Annotated in this window: 20 protein-coding genes and 2 tRNA genes; 11 read left to right on the forward strand and 11 right to left on the reverse strand. The window is 62.2% G+C overall.

What is annotated here, in order from left to right; genetic code table 11:
- Positions 1-169: 169 nt before the first annotated feature.
- The 4 genes from FZF13_RS24970 (at position 170) to FZF13_RS24985 (ending at position 1,944) form a co-directional block, all read left to right on the forward strand.
- Positions 170-484: an ArsR/SmtB family transcription factor gene (locus FZF13_RS24970; RefSeq protein WP_024924833.1), complete on the forward strand. Its 315-nt coding sequence runs from the start codon at positions 170-172 to the stop codon at positions 482-484.
- Positions 481-948 (forward strand): SRPBCC family protein, encoded by a 468-nt coding sequence (locus FZF13_RS24975; protein ID WP_024924832.1) that lies wholly within the window; start codon positions 481-483, stop codon positions 946-948. The genes FZF13_RS24970 and FZF13_RS24975 overlap by 4 nt, the downstream gene beginning before the upstream one ends.
- Positions 949-968: 20 nt before the next feature.
- The gene (locus FZF13_RS24980; protein ID WP_024924831.1) at positions 969-1,574 is read left to right on the forward strand and encodes an ATP-dependent Clp protease proteolytic subunit; all 606 of its coding nucleotides are present in this window, start codon (positions 969-971) and stop codon (positions 1,572-1,574) included.
- An 82-nt stretch (positions 1,575-1,656) separates the two neighbouring features.
- The gene (locus tag FZF13_RS24985) at positions 1,657-1,944 is read left to right on the forward strand and encodes a hypothetical protein (protein ID WP_024924830.1); all 288 of its coding nucleotides are present in this window, start codon (positions 1,657-1,659) and stop codon (positions 1,942-1,944) included.
- 130 nt (positions 1,945-2,074) lie between these two features.
- On the opposite strand, the gene FZF13_RS24990 is transcribed toward FZF13_RS24985, so the two are convergent.
- Entirely contained in the window at positions 2,075-2,398 is a 324-nt protein-coding gene (locus FZF13_RS24990; protein WP_024924829.1) for a GCG_CRPN prefix-to-repeats domain-containing protein, read from the reverse strand.
- Between the two features lie 205 nt (positions 2,399-2,603).
- On the opposite strand from FZF13_RS24990, the gene FZF13_RS24995 reads away from it, so the two are divergent.
- The 4 genes from FZF13_RS24995 to FZF13_RS25010 all read left to right on the forward strand — a co-directional run bounded on the left by FZF13_RS24995 (position 2,604) and on the right by FZF13_RS25010 (position 8,319).
- Positions 2,604-2,924 carry a hypothetical protein gene (locus FZF13_RS24995; RefSeq protein WP_024927657.1) on the forward strand — a complete coding sequence of 107 codons (321 nt, stop codon included), beginning with the start codon at positions 2,604-2,606 and terminating at the stop codon, positions 2,922-2,924.
- Positions 2,925-3,692: 768 nt separating this feature from the next.
- Positions 3,693-6,614 (forward strand): excinuclease ABC subunit UvrA, encoded by a 2,922-nt coding sequence (gene uvrA / locus FZF13_RS25000; protein WP_024924827.1) that lies wholly within the window; start codon positions 3,693-3,695, stop codon positions 6,612-6,614.
- Positions 6,611-7,021 (forward strand): DUF302 domain-containing protein, encoded by a 411-nt coding sequence (locus tag FZF13_RS25005; protein ID WP_024924826.1) that lies wholly within the window; start codon positions 6,611-6,613, stop codon positions 7,019-7,021. The genes uvrA and FZF13_RS25005 overlap by 4 nt, the downstream gene beginning before the upstream one ends.
- Before the next feature lie 497 nt (positions 7,022-7,518).
- On the forward strand, positions 7,519-8,319 hold the full coding sequence (locus FZF13_RS25010) for a DUF72 domain-containing protein (protein WP_024924825.1): 801 nt from the start codon (positions 7,519-7,521) through the stop codon (positions 8,317-8,319).
- Between the two features lie 103 nt (positions 8,320-8,422).
- On the opposite strand, the gene FZF13_RS25015 is transcribed toward FZF13_RS25010, so the two are convergent.
- The 5 genes from FZF13_RS25015 to FZF13_RS25035 form a co-directional block, all read right to left on the reverse strand.
- Positions 8,423-9,202 carry a PopZ family protein gene (locus FZF13_RS25015; protein ID WP_024924824.1) on the reverse strand — a complete coding sequence of 260 codons (780 nt, stop codon included), beginning with the start codon at positions 9,200-9,202 and terminating at the stop codon, positions 8,423-8,425.
- A gap of 182 nt (positions 9,203-9,384) precedes the next feature.
- Positions 9,385-10,764, reverse strand: a complete 1,380-nt coding sequence (locus FZF13_RS25020; RefSeq protein ID WP_024924823.1) for a TolC family outer membrane protein — start codon at positions 10,762-10,764, stop codon at positions 9,385-9,387.
- 175 nt (positions 10,765-10,939) lie between these two features.
- On the reverse strand, positions 10,940-11,608 hold the full coding sequence (locus FZF13_RS25025; protein ID WP_024924822.1) for a protein-L-isoaspartate O-methyltransferase family protein: 669 nt from the start codon (positions 11,606-11,608) through the stop codon (positions 10,940-10,942).
- Positions 11,609-11,694: 86 nt separating this feature from the next.
- Positions 11,695-11,768 (reverse strand) — tRNA-Cys (locus tag FZF13_RS25030).
- 202 nt (positions 11,769-11,970) lie between these two features.
- Positions 11,971-12,252: a hypothetical protein gene (locus FZF13_RS25035; protein ID WP_244431175.1), complete on the reverse strand. Its 282-nt coding sequence runs from the start codon at positions 12,250-12,252 to the stop codon at positions 11,971-11,973.
- Between the two features lie 189 nt (positions 12,253-12,441).
- On the opposite strand from FZF13_RS25035, the gene FZF13_RS25040 reads away from it, so the two are divergent.
- Positions 12,442-12,516 (forward strand) — tRNA-Asn (locus tag FZF13_RS25040).
- 160 nt (positions 12,517-12,676) lie between these two features.
- Here FZF13_RS25040 and FZF13_RS25045 read toward each other — a convergent pair.
- Together FZF13_RS25045 and FZF13_RS29480 are read right to left on the reverse strand one after the other, a co-directional pair.
- A complete protein-coding gene (locus FZF13_RS25045; RefSeq protein WP_024924820.1) occupies positions 12,677-12,967 on the reverse strand; it encodes a Dabb family protein in 291 nt (96 codons plus the stop codon).
- A gap of 137 nt (positions 12,968-13,104) precedes the next feature.
- The gene (locus tag FZF13_RS29480) at positions 13,105-13,233 is read right to left on the reverse strand and encodes a hypothetical protein (protein ID WP_275040853.1); all 129 of its coding nucleotides are present in this window, start codon (positions 13,231-13,233) and stop codon (positions 13,105-13,107) included.
- Positions 13,234-13,531: 298 nt separating this feature from the next.
- Here FZF13_RS29480 and FZF13_RS25050 point away from each other — a divergent pair, with 298 nt between their 5' ends.
- On the forward strand, positions 13,532-14,788 hold the full coding sequence (locus tag FZF13_RS25050; RefSeq protein WP_024924819.1) for an SAM-dependent methyltransferase: 1,257 nt from the start codon (positions 13,532-13,534) through the stop codon (positions 14,786-14,788).
- A gap of 53 nt (positions 14,789-14,841) precedes the next feature.
- Here the strand turns inward: FZF13_RS25050 and FZF13_RS25055 are convergent, their stop codons facing one another.
- Positions 14,842-16,821, reverse strand: a complete 1,980-nt coding sequence (locus FZF13_RS25055) for a bifunctional 2',3'-cyclic-nucleotide 2'-phosphodiesterase/3'-nucleotidase (RefSeq protein ID WP_024924818.1) — start codon at positions 16,819-16,821, stop codon at positions 14,842-14,844.
- A gap of 233 nt (positions 16,822-17,054) precedes the next feature.
- Here FZF13_RS25055 and FZF13_RS25060 point away from each other — a divergent pair, with 233 nt between their 5' ends.
- Positions 17,055-17,720, forward strand: a complete 666-nt coding sequence (locus FZF13_RS25060) for a 5-formyltetrahydrofolate cyclo-ligase (protein WP_024924817.1) — start codon at positions 17,055-17,057, stop codon at positions 17,718-17,720.
- On the opposite strand, the gene FZF13_RS25065 is transcribed toward FZF13_RS25060, so the two are convergent.
- The gene (locus tag FZF13_RS25065) at positions 17,689-18,957 is read right to left on the reverse strand and encodes an NAD(P)/FAD-dependent oxidoreductase (protein ID WP_024924816.1); all 1,269 of its coding nucleotides are present in this window, start codon (positions 18,955-18,957) and stop codon (positions 17,689-17,691) included. The two genes, FZF13_RS25060 and FZF13_RS25065, sit on opposite strands and share 32 nt — an antisense overlap.
- A 93-nt stretch (positions 18,958-19,050) precedes the next feature.
- Positions 19,051-19,524: an Lrp/AsnC family transcriptional regulator gene (locus FZF13_RS25070; protein ID WP_024924815.1), complete on the reverse strand. Its 474-nt coding sequence runs from the start codon at positions 19,522-19,524 to the stop codon at positions 19,051-19,053.
- Between the last annotated feature and the right edge of the window lie 134 nt (positions 19,525-19,658).

Consider the following 19,658-nt stretch of genomic DNA (forward strand, 5'->3'; position numbering starts at 1 on the left):
CCTGCCTCCGCAGGCCTTTCCCACAAGGTTTTTGTTCTACTTCCGTTCTAGTCTTTATCGCCAACGCTTGTCAAGGAATGTCAGCAAATGCGGGGCTTGCAAGCCTCTTTCGGCCAACGGAACAGAACAGGCCTTGCCAAATGAATAAGTACTCACTTATGCTTTTAGCATGATCGAATCCGAAATCTTCCGGGCACTCGCCGATCCAACCCGGCGCGCGCTCTTCGAACGCCTCGCCGCAGGCGAGATGACGGTTTCCGAATTGCGGACCGGCACGCCGATTTCGCAGCCGGCGGTCTCGCAGCATCTCTCCGTGCTGCGCGGCGCCGGGCTGGTGAGCGAGCGCCGCGAGGGCCGCAACGCCTATTACCGCGCCGCGCCGGACGGACTGGGTCCGCTGCTCGGCTGGATCGAACGCTACCGCGCCTTCTGGCCCGACCGCATCGAGAAACTGAAAGCCGTGCTCAAGGAGATGGATCAATGACCAGCGACGAACCGCGGGACCATAAGGATATCGTCGTCGAATGCGATCTGCCGGAGCCTCCGGAAAAGGTCTGGCGCGCTATCACGCAACCCGAAATTGTCGCTGCCTGGCTGATGCCGAACGACATCAAGCCGGAAGCCGGCCATCGCTTCAAGCTGGGCGAGGAAGGTCATATCGACTGCGCGGTTATCGAGGCCGAACCGGAACAGCTGTTGCGCTATTCATGGCGCGAACGGCCCGTCTCCGGCGAGGCCGGTTTCGACAGCGTCGTGACCTTCGTGCTCGCCCGCACCACGACTGGCGGTACGCATCTGCGGATTGTCCATGATGGGTTCGCCGCCGTCGCCGGCGCGACCGTCATGAGCGGCGTGGCATCGTGCAGCATGAGGCTCCACGTCGCCACGACATCCCCAACCAAAACCGTCCGTGCGGCCAACGCGCCGCAATGGCGGTTGATCGCCTGAACCCACGAAGGAACAAGACAATGTCCGCCATTGCCAATCTTGTGCCCATGGTCATCGAGCAGTCGAGCCGCGGCGAACGCACATTCGACATCTTCTCGCGGCTGCTGCGCGAGCGCATCATCTTCGTCAACGGCGAGGTCAACGACACCATGTCGGCCCTGGTCTGCGCCCAGTTGCTGTCCCTGGAATCCGACAATCCCGACAAGGAGATATCGCTCTACATCAATTCGCCCGGCGGCGTGGTGACCGCCGGTTTCGCCATCTACGACACCATGCGTTACGTCAGTTGTCCGATTTCGACGGTATGCATGGGCTTTGCCGCCTCGATGGGTTCATTCCTCCTGATGGCCGGCACGCCCGGCCGACGCATCGCGCTGCCCAACAGCAGCATCGTCCTGCACCAGCCGCTGGGCGGCTTCCAGGGCCAGGCATCCGACATCCAGCGTCACGCGGAGAATATCAGTCGCGTCAAAAAGCGCATGATTGGCCTCTATGCGGAACATTGCGGCCGCACGCTCGATGAAGTCGAGCGCACGCTTGACCGCGACCATTTCATGACCGCCGAGGAAGCCAAGGCCTGGGGGCTGGTCGACCACGTCTACGATACGCGCAAACACGCCGCCTGACCGGTATGTCAGCGCGATCGATGACAGCGCGGTCGGATGGCAGGGACTGGTCGCGGCGGCATCATGCGCCTATGTTAGGGGCATGATCCGCATTTCCGCTCCCCTCGCAATCGGGTTTTTGGGCTTGCTGGCAGTGTTGCCGCAGGCGGCGACCGCTGTTGCCGGCGAGCCGGCAAAGCCATCAAAAGGCAGCCTGCCTGGTGTCGATGGCGGCTACCGCATCGTCCAGCCGGCCGCCCCGCAGCCGGAGCCCGACGACACTAGCAACGGTGCGAACCGGCAATTCAAGATCGGCGACATGGACGTGCGCATTTCCGGCTCGGTGATCGTCGATGTCGGCGCCGGCGCGGTGTCGGCACCACGCCGCTAACAACAGCCCGAAAAATCAAAGTCGCGGCTCTGCGCCGCCGGATCAAACCAACGGATCTCTCGGCTGGAGACCAAACGGCAAGCGACCGACACGGCTGCGTCGGCCGCTCGTCAGGACATCGCTGGGCGTCTTACCAGTTGCGGACGCAATAGCCGCGCGGTGTCAGATGGGTGCCGCGCGGGCATGCGCGGTAGGCGGGCCGATTGCGGACGCATTCGCCATAGCGGTTCAAATGGCGGCCCGGGCCGCAATAAGCGCGCATCCTGTTTGGAACGCAGCGGCCCCAACGATCCATGTGACGGCCCGGCCCGCAGCGCCAGCCGACCTGCTCGATTGCGTTCGATGAGAACTGGGAAGATTGCGCGGGCGCGATCGGATAAGAGAAGGCAGGCGCGGCGAACGAGAAAAGACCGCCGAGAAGCACCAGGGCGGCGACAAGTTTTGCAGAATACATCACGTATTCCTCCGAGCGATGCCCCCCTGCACGCACGACGGTATTGACCGCTGGGTGAATGGAACGTGAATGTCTTCACGTTTCACGGCGATGTGAAAGGCACTGCCCGCAGGCACTCGCCGTCGGCCGACCAGTTCATCTGTGCTATCGCGACCAGCGCCGGGCTGCGTTATCAAGGACTGGGGCACAACGATGAGAGGACGCCATGCGGTTTCTTCCATACGTCGCTTCGGCCCTTGCTGCCCTTACCCCTGTTCCTGCGCTCAGCCAGCCGATGTTCGGCTACGGCACCAAGGACACCACTTTCTACATCACCGCCTGGAATCCGGAGAACAGAAGCTGGAACTGCTCGGCCGCCTTCACGCTCTATGATGACAGCCAGGGCGTGGCGCGGGTCGAGTTCAGCTACAATGAGAACTTCGTCGTCACCTCGCACACCAACAACACCATCGTCCATTTCGTCCAGGCACGCTGGGCGACGCGCAATCTGCGCTATTCGATAACCAGCCAGCCATCCTGCTTCTGACCGACGGGAACGGGAGTACCCGGGTAGCGTCCACGCGACGGCTGTTGCCGTCGCGGCTTTCGCGACGGTGGATGTTTCCCGCGGTTTGGAGATTCAATGGCCCCTAAAAACCATTGGCCCCGCCGCTGCCTGTGGCAAAGCGGACGGGGCCTTTTGGGGGTTTACCCGATATTACCGGGAGCGTTTCACCGGCTTTGGGTTTCGGGTGCTTCGCGGCATTCAGCCGTCGACCCGACTAGTGGTCTCTGGTTGTAAAGGGGGTCGGCAGGTCACGGTTTGCGCGAACAGGCGTTCGCCTGCCCTGACACCTATGCCCGCCGCGGCTCCAACGACAGATGGAGCCCGAAGATACTGTCCGGTGGGGTCATACCTCGCTCCTTCTCTTGGTTGCTCTTGCCGTCTTCCCAGAGCACTTATTCGTTCGTCCGCGGCGCCTCGCGGATCACCTGCTGGCACGAAGATCGCCCCTTGGCGATCGGCTCGGTTGACCCTTGGACTGTGCGCCTCCCCTCCCCATGCGTCAACCTTTGCTTAGTCGATTGCGGAAAATGTGATCGGAACGATCCGGAACGTCACGTTCTCCTGACATCGCTCTGTCAGGAGCGCGTTCGATCTTTGTTCTTTTTTGCTTGCCCGCCCGCGCGAAAGACGGTTAAACCCGACACGTTGCGGGGTCCACTCGATCTTGCGGCAACAATACCTACATTAACGGGCGGCCGGGCAGATCCGTCCTGCCCAGACATTGCAAAACCGAGGCGGCGGACCGGCATGGCCGACCATAAGTACATTTCCATTCGCGGCGCACGCGAGCACAATCTCAAAAATGTCGACCTGGACCTGCCGCGGGACAGCCTGGTCGTGATGACGGGCCTGTCGGGCTCCGGCAAATCGTCGCTTGCGTTCGACACGATCTACGCCGAGGGCCAGCGTCGATACGTGGAAAGCCTGTCGGCCTACGCCCGGCAGTTCCTGGAGATGATGCAGAAGCCGGACGTCGACCAGATCGACGGCCTGTCACCCGCCATTTCCATCGAGCAGAAGACGACTTCCAAGAACCCGCGCTCGACGGTCGGAACCGTCACCGAAATCTACGACTACATGCGGCTGTTGTTCGCGCGCGTCGGCGTACCCTATTCGCCGGCCACCGGCCTGCCCATCGAAAGCCAGACGGTGAGCCAGATGGTCGACCGCGTTCTGGCGATCGAGGAAGGCACGCGCCTTTACATCATGGCGCCGATGGTTCGCGGCCGTAAGGGCGAATACAAGAAGGAATTGCTGGAACTCCAGAAGAAGGGTTTTCAGCGCGTCAAGGTCGACGGCGTCTTCTATGAAGTTGGAGACGTGCCGGCGCTGGACAAGAAATACAAACACGACATCGACGTCGTGGTCGATCGCGTCGTCGTGCGCGGCGACCTCGCCACGCGCCTGGCGGATTCGATGGAGACCGCGCTCAAGCTTGCTGAAGGTCTGGTTGTCGCAGAATTCGCCGACCGCCCGCTGCCGGCCAGCGAAACATCCGAAGAATCCGCCTACAAATCCAAGAACGAGACGCATGAGCGCATCCTGTTCTCGGAAAAGTTCGCCTGCCCGGTGTCCGGCTTCACCATTCCAGAGATCGAGCCCCGGCTGTTCTCGTTCAACAATCCGTTCGGCGCCTGCCCGACCTGCGACGGGCTGGGCAGCCAGCGCGCGATCGACGAAAACCTCGTGGTGCCGGACGACAATGCGACACTGCGCGACGGCGCCGTCAGTCCGTGGGCAAAATCCACCTCCCCCTATTATTCGCAGACCCTGGAAGCGCTGGGAAAGGTCTACGGCTTCAAGCTCGGCGACAAGTTCAAGGATCTGAGCGAGGAGGCCCAGCAGGCCATTCTTCGCGGCACCGGCGAACGCGAGATCACCTTCAACTATGATGACGGCCTGCGCTCCTACAAGACGACCAAGACCTTCGAGGGCGTGATCCCCAATCTCGAGCGGCGCTGGAAGGAAACGGAATCGGCCTGGATGCGCGAGGAGATCGAGCGCTTCATGTCGGCCACCCCCTGCCCGGCCTGCAACGGCTACCGACTGAAACCGGAAGCCCTGGCGGTGAAGATCGCCGGCAAGCATATCGGCGAAGTGACGGAACAGTCGATCCGCAAGGCCGACCGCTGGTTCAACGAATTGCCGGAGCAGCTCAACGAAAAGCAGAACGAGATCGCCGTCCGTGTGCTGAAGGAAATCCGCGAAAGACTGCGCTTCCTCAACGATGTCGGCCTCGACTATCTGACGCTGTCGCGCAATTCGGGCACGCTGTCGGGTGGCGAGAGCCAGCGCATCCGCCTCGCATCGCAGATCGGCTCCGGTCTTACCGGCGTGCTCTACGTGCTGGACGAGCCGTCGATCGGCCTGCATCAACGCGACAATGCACGCTTGATCGAGACGCTGAAACATCTGCGCGACATCGGCAACACCGTCATTGTCGTCGAACATGACGAAGACGCCATCCTGACCGCCGACTATGTCGTCGACATCGGCCCGGCGGCGGGCATCCATGGCGGCCACATCATCGCCCAGGGCACACCGCGCGAGGTGATGGCCAACCCGGCTTCGATTACGGGCAAATATCTGTCGGGCGAGCTCGAGATCGCGACACCGGCCGAGCGACGGCCCGGCAAGAAGGGCAAGCGCATCAAGGTCGTCGGCGCGCGTGGCAACAATCTGAAGAATGTCACCGCCGAGTTTCCGCTCGGTACCTTCACCGCCGTCACCGGCGTATCGGGCGGCGGCAAGTCGACCTTCCTGATCGAGACGCTGTTCAAGGCCGCGTCCCGCCGCATCATGGGTTCGCGCGAGCATCCGGCCGAGCATGACCGTATCGAGGGCCTCGAATTCCTCGACAAGGTCATTGACATCGACCAGTCGCCGATCGGCCGCACACCGCGATCGAACCCGGCCACCTATACGGGCGCCTTCACCCCGATCCGGGACTGGTTCGCCGGCTTGCCGGAAGCCAAGGCGCGCGGATATCAGCCGGGCCGTTTCTCGTTCAACGTCAAGGGTGGCCGTTGCGAGGCCTGCCAGGGCGACGGCGTCATCAAGATCGAGATGCACTTCCTGCCCGACGTCTACGTGACCTGCGACGTCTGCCACGGCAAGCGCTACAACCGCGAGACGCTGGACGTCACCTTCAAGGGCAAATCGATCGCCGACGTTCTCGACATGACGGTCGAGGAAGGCGTCGACTTCTTCGCCGCAGTGCCGGGCGTGCGCGACAAGCTCGTCACGCTCAACCAGGTCGGCCTCGGCTACATCCATATCGGCCAGCAGGCGACGACCTTGTCCGGCGGTGAGGCGCAGCGCATCAAGCTGGCCAAGGAACTGTCGCGCAAGGCGACCGGCAAGACGCTCTATATTCTCGACGAGCCGACTACCGGCCTGCATTTCCACGACGTGGCAAAACTGCTCGAAGTGCTGCACGAACTGGTCGACCAGGGCAACACCGTGATCGTCATCGAGCACAATCTGGAAGTCATCAAGACCGCCGACTGGGTGCTCGACCTTGGCCCCGAGGGTGGCGACGGCGGCGGCGAACTCGTGGCGTCGGGCACGCCGGAAGACGTCGTCGCCGAGCCGCGATCCTATACCGGCCAATACCTCAAGGAGCTTCTGGAGCGGCGACCGAAGGGGAAGCGCGAGGCGGCTGAATGACGGGTGGCGATGGCATCGTCACCATCGAAAGCCGCTTGACGGTAACGGAAACCATCGACCGGCTGGTCGAAGTCGTTACCAAGCTTGGCCTCAACGTCTTTGCCCGCATCGATCATGCGGCGGGCGCGCGCGATGTTGGCATGGCGCTTCGCCCAACGGAACTTCTCATCTTCGGCAATCCGAAGGGCGGCACGCCGCTCATGCAGGACAGGCAGATCGCCGGTATCGACCTGCCGGTAAAGGCGCTGGCCTGGGAAGATGAAGCCGGCAAAGTATGGCTCTCCTACAACACCGCCGAATGGATCGCCGTGCGACATCATTTGGGCGACGCCAGCAATGCAGCGGTTCAAGCGATAGCCGGTGGCATGAGCAAGGTTGTGGGCCTGGCAACCGGTCGCGAAGAGTAACGGTCACGGCACTGCTGCGTCCCTGAAACCGACGATCGACTGCAGGGAGTTTCTTAACCGCCGGACAAAAAAAAGCAGACGAATAGGAAATTCGCCTGCTCACCCCCAGCGTTTGGCAGCGACGCGGCCGTTGGCACCACGCGCTACCCCCGAGCCAAAGAACCGGGAGAACGGTCTTAACGGTCTGATTTATTTTAGCGGATCGTGATCCAAGGTACAGAGCCCAGTTTCACCGGAAGCAACCGGGTCGCGTTCCGGGGAACTGGCACAAAACCGCGGTTTCGCGCCGGAATATCGATCAGACGGCTGCCGACCGGACAGGCAGAGCGTCTTATACTTTGGTACATAATGCTCGGCGAACGATCAAGCGGTGGACGTTGATGGCAGGAGCCTGCCCTCGCCCGCCGATTTCGGATGGCGTGGACGGCACCGCCGTGATTTGACTTGATGGCGTTGCACGGGCCGACATCCCGCAACGATACAACGGAGGACGAACGATGAGCGCAGCAGGCAAGATCCGGTCGGGCATGGGCGGCTGGACCTTCGAACCGTGGGACGTGTCGTTCTATCCGGAAAAGCTCGCCAAGACGAAGCAGCTGCATTTCGCTTCGCGCCAGGTGCCGAGCATCGAGGTCAACGGTACCTACTATTCCAGCTTCAAGGAGCCGACCTTTCTCAAATGGGCGGGAGATGCCCCGGACGGTTTCGTCTTCTCCCTGAAGGGCAACCGGTTCGTGACCAACCGACGGGTGCTGGGCGAGGCAGGCGAATCGATGATGAGGTTCATCGAATCCGGCGTGGCGGCGCTCGGCGAAAAACTCGGACCGCTCCTGTGGCAGTTCGCGCCGACCAAGAAATTCGATCCCGCCGATTTCGAGGCCTTCCTGAAATTGCTGCCGGAGAAACAGGATGGCGTCGTCCTGCGGCACGCGCTCGAAGTGCGCAATCCATCCTTCGTCGTTCCGGAATTCGTCGCGCTGGCGCGCAAATACAAGGCGGCAATCGTCTATGCCGACCATGCGACCTACCCGGCCATTGCCGATGTCACGGGCGATTTCGTCTATGCCCGCCTGCAGACCGGCAAGGACGATAACCCTGACTGTTATACGCCCGAAGCGCTCGACCAATGGGCCGAACGGGCCAAGGTTTGGTCGGGCGGCGGCGTACCGAAGGATCTGCCGCGCGCCGACCCCAGCACGGATGCGCCGGTCAAACCGCGCGACGTGTTTGTCTACTTCATCACCGAAGGCAAGGTGCGCGCGCCATTCGGCGCCATGGCGTTGATGCGGCGGGTGTAGGATCGATACCTGACACACAAAAGCCGCCCTTCCGGGGCGGCTTTTGTGTTTTCAGACTCATGAACCGCGCGAAGCGTCCAATCGCCTGCAATTTCCAAGAAGGTCAGGCACCGCGCGCAATGCGCTCGATTTCCTCGCGCACCAGACGTTCGACCAAGATCGGCAGATTGTTATCGAGCCAATCCTGAAGCATGGGCTGCAGCATTTCGGCGGCCATATCGTCGAACGATTTCTTGCCGCGGCTGGCAAAAGCCTCCGACAATTCCTCGAAGGAGGCCGCGACCTGGCGGCTTGCCTGTTCGGAAATCAACGACGGGCGCAGCGGCGCGGTCTCGACCGACGACAGATGCTCAACATGTTGCCGCGCCGCAGCAATACGGGCAGGTTCGCGCGCGACATCATCCTCGCCGCCTCGCACAGCAAACGTCTCGACACGGGCTGGCTCACCAACCGGTTCGTGCTCGACCTCGCGCAGCCAGGACGCCGGTACGGTTTCCGCTACCTCGGCTTCCGCCGCTGGCGATTCGTCGGCTTGCGGACGTTCGGTGATGGTACGCGCGCCGACTTCGGCAAGCGTAATCACCGGCGCGGCAGGACGTTCCGGTTCAGCGACGGCCGTTACCAGCTGCGCCTGTACATCGGCCAATGTAATCGGCTTCGGGGCTTGCGGCTCGGCGCGCAACTCGGAGCGGAACGCGGCCACTTCCGGCGACGTCGTCTCGACAACAGCGACCGGAGAGACGTCCGCTTCGCTCGCCAGCTGGATTTCCGACAGATCCTGCGCCGGCTTGCGGCCGGTATCGCTGTCTTCGATGATCCTGCGGATGGAAGCCAGGATCTCTTCCATCGAAGGTTCGCGCTGCGCGCTGCTTGCCGTGGCCATTGTCACATCCGCCGCCCTTGTGACCGAGTGCGTTCCCATCCGGCGATGACGCCGGACTCGAATCATGACGTAAGCGTAACCGACCGGCCGCCATCGGAGAATCCCCAAACTGGGGACTCGTGCGATTTCAACAGATTAGAAGATGAGCGCGCTCTCGACGCAGATCGCTCGATAGCCAAGCCTCAGCGGCCGTCCGGCGTACGCAAGCCGTACCACTTGTCCTTGACAGCCTTGTAATGCTCTTCAGGCTTGTACTTGGTGACCTGGAGACCAAGGCGTTCGACCGTCAGCCGGCCCATGGCCTGAAGGATGCCGTAGCTGGCGATCACCACGTCACGCTCCGAGCCGGCGAGGTTGATCTGCGCGTTGACGACGGCGTTCTGGGCATTCAACACGTCCAGCGTCGTCTGCTGGCCGACATTGCGCTCTTCGATGACGCCGTTGAGCGCCAGCTGTGCTGCCGCGACCGACTGGCGATTCGCATCGACGTTCTGGCGGGCGGCCGTGTAAGAGGTCCAGGCGGCAACCACATTGTTGCGAACCTGATCGCGTGCGACATCGACCTCGATCCGGGCCTGGCCGAGCTTCTCCTTCTGCTGCCGCACCGTCGCGGCGACGCGACCGCCCTCGTAGATCGGAATGGTGAGCGTCGCACCGACACTGGCGGAGGTCGAATCAGGATCCTCGCCGGCAAAACTCGGAGACGCGCTTCGGTAATTCTGCGAGATGCCGGCGGAAGCGGAAAGCTGCGGCAGCAACTGGCCTTGCGCGGATTTCACCGAAAAGCCGGCGGCGTCGACCAGATGCTGATTGGCAATGATGGCCGGATTTTCGTTGTTCGCCGAGGCGATCGCCGACTCGAGCCCGGAAGGCAGCAGCTTCGCCAGGGCGCCTGGCGCCTTGAGCTTGCCGGGCTCCTCGCCCACGATCTGATGGTAGATGCCGGCGCTGGCCAGCGCCTGCGCCTTGGCGGCGCTGACCTGAGCCTGCGCGGTGGCACGCGACGCATCGGCCTGGGCAACATCCGTCCGGGTGCCCTCGCCGACCTCGAAGCGAGAGCGGGCGGCACGCAACTGCTCGGTGATGGCCTTCAGGTTCTGCTCGGTCAGCTTGGCGACCTGCCGATCGTGAATCACGTTCATATAGGCCTGGGCAGCGGTGAACAGGATGCCCTGCTCGGTGTTGCTGAGGCCAGCCACGGAGGCACGCACCTGTGCTTCGGCGGCAGCGACGTTGTTCTTGGTCTGGAAACCGTCAAACAGGGTCTGGTTGATCTGCACGCCGAAATTGCCGGTGGTCAGGCGCCCAGGCTGGGTGCCGCCGCGCGTGTTCGAATAGTTGATGCCCGCGGAACCGTTGATGGTGGGGCGATAGCCGGACTTGGCGATGGCCACGCCTTCGTCGGTGGCGCGGGTGCCGGCGCGGCCGGCGTTCAGGGTCGAGTTGTTCTGATAAGCCTTGGACAAGGCTCCCAGGATCGTCTCGGCGGACGCCTGAAAGGGGGTCAGCGCGGTTGCGCTGACGAGCAATGCGGCGAGGAGACTCTTGGTTACAGACGGCACGGTAAATCCTCATTCTTCATCGGAAACCACGCCATGACGCCTGCCCCTTATTCGGCACCCGTCATCGCGTGTCTACGTTCCATGCCACTGATCCATCTCCCCAAATCAGGATTGGCGGCAACGATCTGTTAACACAAGCCACCATGACCGGACGCCTGCCGCAAGAGCAAAACCGTTAGAATTCGAAAACTTGCACACGTTCGAATCCGGGTAGTGGCTTAATTGCCGCATTAAATGCACGCCGCCCAGTCGCAATTCCAGTAGTCTTCAAAAACAGACGCGCCACGCCGGCATTGCCGTGGCCCTGGACGGCAACAAGGCGCCCGCCTTCCGCAAGCTGGTCGAGCAGCCCCTGGGGCACGTCGTCGACGCTGCCGCCGATAAGAATCACATTGTATGGCGCTTTCTGCGCATGACCGTCGCGCATTGCGCCCGTGGTGACGGTGACATTGTCGTAGCCCAGCGATGCCAGCGTCGAACGTGCCGCATCGGCAAGGCTCGAATCGCTTTCCAGGGCAATGACGGATTTGGCGACGCGCGACAGGATGGCGGAGGAATAACCGGTGGCGCAGCCGATATCGAGCACGGTGTCGCCGGCATCGATCTCGGCCAGTTGCAGCAGCTTGGCCAGCGGCGACGCTTCCATCAGGTAGCGCGGCTCGCCGGAAACGCCTGAGATGCGGATATCCCCATCAATATAAGCGAGATCGCTCTGGCTCGCGGGCAGGAACGCCTCGCGCGGCACGGTGAGGAAAGCCTCGAGCAGCGGCGCGCTGGTCACGTCGGTGGTGCGAATCTGGCCATCGACCATCTTTACGCGGCGTTCGGAGAAATCAGCGCTCATGTCCCAGCCGTCCCGCTTCCGGCGCCAGTTTAGCGCCTACAGTCAACGGGAACGCCCTCCGGCACGAACAGCCGGCTATCGGGTGCTGGAGGCCTCGCCCGGAATCGAACCGGGGTGCAAGGATTTGCAGTCCTCTGCGTAACCACTCCGCCACGAGGCCTCATCGCTCCCGGCGTTCCACGGCGCTTCAATAGGTTGCGGGTTATTTTGCGTCAAGCGTGGAACGGCCATTCTGAATAATATCCTCGCTTCATTCTGAATGAGAATTAGCGAGACGCTCCTCTGAAATCGCATCGAACCACCCAACGACCCCGCATTGAACCTTGGGCCTTCTCCCCGTTGGCGAGAGCTCTCTCTCTACCTCACGACGGGCGACGGCGGCGTTCCCACCAGATCACGAAGCGGCGGCGGTGGCGGCGAATCATCGCGAATTCGTAAGACAGCACGAGCAAGCCGACCGGGATCATCCAGAAGCCGAGAATCGGCAAGAACCCCAACAGGCCGAACACAATGAAGACGACACCGATGGCGATGCGCAGCGCGCGCGATTGCGGCAGCGCGAACTCGCGCCCGAAGGCGGATATCTTGTGCTTCTTGCGGCGCGTCCCGGCCGCACCGTTCACGCTTTGCAGCGATTGACCCACTTTTGCTCCTCTGACCGGCCTCTCGCGGCCGTTTTGCAGCACTTTTGCCGATGTCGCCGCCTGATATGATGGTGCAGGACCGGGATTGCGAGAAAGCGTCGCACAAAAACCTTCGAAAAAATGCGAATTGCCGCTTTGCAAAGCCGGAAAGGGCGGCTATAGCCTCCCCCGTTCACACGAGAGCCCTGTTCCCCGGTAGCTCAGTGGTAGAGCAACCGGCTGTTAACCGGTTGGTCGCTGGTTCGAATCCGGCCCGGGGAGCCATTTTTCCAAAGATGGTAGCGTAGTCCGCCAGCGCAGAGCGTGTGGCGATTTCATGCGTCACCGGGGCGGACTGCCGGCGTCAACAGTCGGCGGGCGCGGAGGCTCAACTCCTCCCCGCAAAGGCTCTGAAGTGCTCTGAGTCTCTAAGCTGTTCTGAAAATTATCCGGCCGAAACGATATCGGCCGAGAAGCGCAATTCGCGCATCGGGCGCACCGTGCGCGTCGTTTCGGCGTAGATCGGATGCGCCTTGAAGGCGCTAAGCGCGGCGTTGTCCTCGAACTCGGCATAGACGACGATGTCGATTTCGTCCGACAGCGGATCGACCTTGGTGTTGAGCCCTACCTCGAACCGTTTCGAATGCGGGATGCCACTCAGCGCCAACAGGCCGTCGCGAACCTTCTCGACATCCTCGCCGGGCCGCGCGCTGAAGAAAACGATGTGCCGGATCAATCCAGTCTCCTTGGCGCGACGCGGAAATATCGGCGATGCGCCGATACCCTTATATGCCTGGGAGCAAGCTTCTGGGCCAGCCGCCGACTGGCGTCAACCGGCAGGTTGTCGCGGCGAACCGGCGCGGGCGCTGCCCTTCAACCGGTCACATAAGCGACCGCGTGTTTCGCGCTTCTTACCCCTGCATCGATGAAACGGCCCTGATTGTAGAGGCCGTCCCAGATCAGGAAGAACGCGATCGCGGTTATGGCGATGACGAGGCGCATGAGCCAAAGCTAAAATATTTGGATTACCACAGTTCTAACATGCAGCTTCCATTGGCCGAAAAGCTTCGCCGGCATATCGCTCGTCGCGTCTGGCTTATCGCTTGCCTCTTGCCAGCCAAGGCTGGTGCATGGAAAATCACCCGAGGATTCATTGGCAGGCGGGCGAGCGATTGCGCTGACCGCCGAATCGTTTCGAGGCGAATACGCCGCGCCACCCAATGAAAGAGGCGGCCGAACGACCGATGGACCCGGTCGGAAGCGGGAGAGAGGCCCGCTTGCAGACAGCCAGGGGGATGAGATGGTTCAAAAGGAACAGAGCGGAGGTGCGTTGCCGGAAGCCATCCGCCTCGACGAGCGCAATTTCGCCGATATCGTCAGAGGACTTCCGGCCAAGGCGCGCATGGTGCTCAATGCCGCGATGAGTTTGCCGCGCGGTTCGCTCAAGGTGCGCTTGCCGGACGGCCGCGCGTTGCTGGTTGGCGGCAAGGCACCCGGCCCGGACGCGGAATTGGTGCTGAAGAACTGGCGCCTGCCCGGCCGCGCTTTCGCCGGCGGCACCATCGGCGTGGCCGAATCCTACATGGATGGCGACTGGGAAAGCCCGGACGTCACCTCCTTCCTCGAACTGTTCGTGGTCAACACCGAGGCGGGCGAAAAAGTCGCCGGCGGCGCCAGCTGGTTCATCAACACCGTGCAGCGCATTCGCCATTGGTTGAACGAGAACACACGCACCGGCTCCAAGCGCAACATCTCGGCGCATTACGATCTCGGCAACGCCTTCTACCAGAAATGGCTCGACCCGAGCATGACCTATTCCTCGGCGCTCTATTCCACCGGCGCCAACGATCTTGAGAGCGCGCAGGCCGCCAAGTACCGCGCGCTGGCCAAGGATACCGGTATCGGCGCCAAGGATCATGTGCTCGAAATCGGTTGCGGCTGGGGCGGTTTCGCCGAATTCGTGGCGCGCGAGATCGGCTGCCGGGTCACCGGCCTGACGATCAGCCGCGAGCAGCACGATTTCGCCAAGGCCCGCATCCAGAAAGCCGGCCTCGCCGAAAAGGTCGATATCAAACTGCAGGATTATCGCGACGAGACCGGCAAATATGACCGCATCGCCTCGATCGAAATGTTCGAGGCGGTCGGCGAAAAATACTGGGCGACCTTCTTCGGCAAAGTGAAGGAGTGCCTGAAACCCGGCGGTACGGCGGGGTTCCAGATCATCACCATCAACGAAGCGGCTTATTCGACCTACCGGCAACGGCCGGACTTCATCCAGCGCTATGTGTTTCCCGGCGGCATGCTGCCGACGCCGACCATCCTGAAGTCGCTGGGTGCGGATCACGGTCTCGCTTATCTGCGCGAACGCGTCTTCGCGCAGGACTATGCCCGCACGCTGGCGGAATGGCGCCAGCGCTTCTGGGGTTCATGGGAACGGATCGTGCCGCTGGGCTTCGACGACCGCTTCAAGAAGCTCTGGGAGTTCTATCTCCACTATTGCGAAGCGGGTTTCCGCGCCAGCTACATCGACGTGCGCCAGGTCGTCTACAAGGCCTGACCGGCGGCCATCCGGCCTCTGGTCGTCCCTTCAAGGCCGATGGACAGCCGGCCTCACAGCAGAATGCGGTATCTGGCGAAGCCGCCTTCGCCGTCACCTGCCGGCTCGATCTTCAGGGTCTTCACCTGGGCAATGAAGTCCTTGGCCTTTTGCCCCGTCTCGAAGATGACGCTGGTGCCCGGCAGCGGCGCAAACGACCAGTTGCCGTCGGCGGACGGGTTAATGGTGCCCTCGGCCACAATGTAGCGCACGATCACGTCGCGGTTGGTATCAGGCGCCTGGTAGATGATCTTGCTTTCGTTGATGCCGGGGAAATTGCCGCCGCCGCCCGCCCGATAGTTGTTGGTGGCAACCACGAATTTCCCGGCCGGATCAATAGGCTTTCCTCCGAACATCAAGTCGACGATGCGGCTGGAGCCGGCATTGATGACATTGCCCTTGGCATCGTATTTCGGCGGCTTGGACAGATCAATCCTGTAGGCCACCCCGTCGATGACGTCGAAATTGTATGACGGGAAATCGGTGTTGATCAGCGGCTGGTCGGCCTTGCCCGGTTCGACCTCTTTGAAGATGCCGGCCGACATTTCCAGCCATTCCTTCACCTCGGCACCTGTGATCTCCACCGCGCGCACCGTGTTCGGATAGAGGTAGAGGTCGGCGACATTCCTGATGGCGATATCGCCGGCCGGCACGTCGGTATAGTAGTCGGCGCCGCCACGGCCGCCCGCCTTGAACGGTGCCGCCGCCGACAGCAGCGGCACATCCTTCCATTTCGTGTTCTTGAGGATGTCCTTCAGATACCAGCTCTGCGCCTGGCTGACGATCTGCACCGACGGGTCATCGGCGACCAGCGAAAAATAGGAATAGAGCGGCGCCGAGGTCTTGCCGACCGGGCGGCGGACATAGGCAAGGGTCGCCTCGTGGTCGGCCTTCAGCGCCTCGGTGATGCGCTGATCGTCGCCGACGGTCGCCTTGTTCTTGTTGTCGACGCGTTCGTAGATCGGCCGCGCCTCGGAGGTTGCCGACACGACACGCCATTTATTGCCGTCGCGCTCCAACAAAAGGTCGACCAGGCCCATATGCGAGCCCCAGAACCCGGCCATCACCGCCGGCTTGCCCTGCAAGGTGCCTTTGTCGGCATCGACGCCGGCGAGTTTCTGGAAATCCTTCTTGCCCGGGAAGACAAGGTGCTGATGGCCGGTGAAAACGGCGTCGATGCCCTCAACCCCGGCGACGAAGAAGGAGGCGTTCTCCATCATGTCGCCTTGCTTGATGTCGATGCCGGAATGGGAGAGCGCGATGACGATATCGGCCCCCTCCTCCTTCATCTGCGGCACCCAGGCCTTGGCCGCCTCGACGATGTCGCGTGTTCTGACATTGCCTTCGAGGTTCTTGGCGTCCCAGACCATGATCTGCGGTGGCACGAAGCCGATGATGCCGATGCGGATTGGATGCTCCGCGCCGGACCCGTCCTTTATCTTGCGGTCGAGGATGACATACGGTTCGAGATAGAGCTTGTCGGCACGCGGGCTGGAGCCGAGTTCGGTGCCGCGGATGAGATTGGCGCAGACGAACGGAAAATTGGCGCCGGCCAGAACCTTGTCCAGGAAGGACAGACCGTAGTTGAACTCGTGATTGCCGAGCGTCGAGCAAGCGTAGTCGAGCAGGTTCATGCCCTTCATCATGGGATGAACATCGCCCTCCTTCATGCCACGCTCATAGGCCGCGTAGTCGCCCATCGGGCTGCCCTGCAGCAGGTCGCCATTGTCCAAGAGCAGCGAGTTGACCGCCTCCTTGCGCACCGCGTCGATGATCGAGGCCGTGCGTGCCAGCCCCATCGTGTCGTTGGGCTTGTCGGCGTAGTAATCGTAAGGCAGCACGTTCACATGGATGTCCGTGGTCTCCATGATCCTGAGATGAGCCTGGTTGGCGGCAGCACGCGCCGAGAAGGGATGAAGCACAGACAGCACTCCAGTTGCGGCGACGCCCGCCAAAAGGGCGCGGCGGGAAATCGGTGGAAGCAACTCGGGCATGGTCGGTGATCTCATCGCTTGCGTGTTTCCTGCCCCTGACGCCCGATCAAATCTCGCGCCAAAAGCCATGCAAGTCCAGCAGGGGTACGTGACATCCACGCGACCGGCTTAAAACATCCGGTCCAGATCGGCGATTGCGACCTCTTCGAGTAGCGATATGTCGTGATACGATAAACTTCGGCGTATGAATTGGCGTAGGCTGTACAGTGTCGATCCACGCAAGGGAGATCGGGATGAGCAACGATGACGAGGCCGGGCCAGCGCAATATTCCTCGCCGCCCTGTTTCATGCATGAACTCGATCCGGCCTATCGGCCACCGCTTTCGGAATGGGCCGATGTTCGGCGCTGGCGCAAGGCCGAGCGCGAACGGCTGATCGCGGCACGACTTGCCACATCGGCGGACGCGCGCACGGCAATGGCCGCCAACATCGCCGAAGGACTCGATGCCGCTATCGGTGATGTTTCAGGCAAGATGGTCAGCCTGTACTGGCCCTTCCGGGGCGAACCTGATCTGCGCGGCTGGATGGAAACGGTCAACGAGCGCGGCGGACGAACGGCGCTGCCCATCGTCGTCGACAAAGGCCAGCCGCTGATCTTCCGCGCCTACCGGCACGGCGACAGGCTGGACCGTGGCGTCTGGAACATCCCGATCCCGGCCGAAGGCGATCCCGTGCTGCCCGACGTCGTCATCTCGCCGATCGTGGGCATCGATCCTGATAACTACCGGCTTGGCTACGGTGGCGGTTTCTTCGACCGCACGCTGGCCTCACTGCCCCGCAAGCCGCTGGTCATCGGCGTCGGCTACGAGTTGCAACGCATCGTCACGATCTATCCGCAACCGCATGATATCCCGATGGATATGGTCGTTACGGAGACGAAGGCTGCCGGCCCTGCGTGATCAGCCGCGCGCTGCGCTGGCCGGTTGCGTAAATCCATAGCCAGTTCATCGCGACCGCGAGCCGGTTGCGAAGGCCGATCAGGAAGAAGATGTGGGCGATGCCCCACAGCCACCAGGCGGGCCAACCGGTGAAGGAAATCCGGCCGAAATCGATCACGGCGGCTCGTTTACCGATCGTGGCGAGATCGCCCTGGTGCTTGTAGACGAAGGGCCGCTTTGCATCATTGCCCGCCAGACGGGCCTTCAGCGTGGCGGCGACATGGCGACCGGCCTGCTTGGCGGCCGGGGCGATGCCGGGCACGGGACGGCCGTCGGCGCGCTTGACCTGCGCCGTGTCGCCGATGACGAAGATGTCGGGATGGCCCGCCACGGTCAGATCATCCTCGACGATCGCCCTGCCTGCCCGGTCGGCTTCCGCCCCCAGCCACTGCGCTGCCGGGGAAGCTGCTACACCGGCCGCCCAGATGATGTTGCGCGCGGCCAGATGTCGCCCACCGAAGACGACGCCGTCGGCGTTGCAGGACGACACGGCATGGCCAAGCTCGACGGTGACGCCGAGGCGCTCCAGCGCCCGTTTGGCGTAGGCTGAGAGATCGGGCCGAAACGCGGCCAGGATGCGGTCACCGGCCTCGACGAGAACGACCTTGGTGTCGCGCGTGTCGATGTTGCGAAAATCGGCGCGGAGCGTGGCGTGCGCCAGTTCCGCGATGGTGCCGGCGAGTTCCACGCCGGTCGGCCCGCCGCCGATGATGACGAAGGTGAGCAAGGCATTGCGGGCTTCCGCATCGGTCTCGCGCTCGGCCTGTTCGAAGGCGCGCAGCACATGGCGCCGGATCGTCGTCGCATCCTCCAGCGTCTTCAATCCCGGTGCGAACTGTTCCCACTCGTCGCGGCCGAAATAGGAATGGCGCGCGCCGGTGGCCAGCACCAGCGTGTCGTAGGCGATGGTATCGCCGTCATCCAGCACCACACATTTGTTCGCCTTGTCGACGCCGGTCACGGTGGCGAGCAGCGTGGTCACCGCCTTCTCGTGACGCACCAGGTGGCGGATCGGCCAGGCGATCTCGGAGGTCGCGAGTGAGGTGGTAGCGACCTGATAGAGCAGCGGCTGGAAAAGATGGTGGTTTCGCTGATCGATCAGCGTGACGCGCACCGGCGCCTTGCCGAGGGCCCGCACCAGTTCAAGACCGCCAAATCCGGCGCCGACCACGACGACATGATGCAATTCACTGTTCATGAAACACCTGTTGCGCAATGCAACAGAAATGCGGGCGCGCAAGGCCGATTTCAAGCAGCCCGGCGACTATGCCCACAAGCAACTGGCGTAACGTCACGCCATCTCGGGTTTCAGCCCCATCGCCGTGCGGTCGACGATCTCGCGCAGGGCGAAGGACGAGTTGATCTTCGTCACATGCGGCATGGCCGAAAGCCATTCCTTGTGGATGCGCTCATAGTCAGCAAGATCGCGCGCGGCGATACGCAGGATATAGTCGTATTCGCCCGACATCAGGTGGCAGGACAAGACGTTCGGGCATCGCTTGATCGCCGTTTCGAAATCCGACAGCGTCTTTTCGAACTGCCCCGACAGCGATATATGCACGATCGCCGTCATCTGGTGGCCAAGTGCTGCGTTGGAAAGACGCGCATGATAGCCACGAATAGCACCGGATTTTTCCAAATTGTCGAGCCGGCGCGAGCAGGCCGACTGAGACAGGCCCACCCGCTCCGCAAGGGCCGCATTGGGGATCCGGCCATCCTTCTGCAAAGTGTCGAGTATGGCGATATCGATCTTGTCGAGCGGCATTGTTCGCGATTCCTGCGAAGAAGTGTTATATTTGCGCAAGGATTATCGATAATCACGTTTGCCGACAAGCGTATTCGCAAACACATGCGTGTCGATTGGTGGTTCACTGTTTCCCTTACAGGGAACAGGCCTGC

The organism is Mesorhizobium terrae (assembly GCF_008727715.1).
GTDB classification, from domain to species: Bacteria; Pseudomonadota; Alphaproteobacteria; order Rhizobiales; family Rhizobiaceae; genus Mesorhizobium; species Mesorhizobium terrae.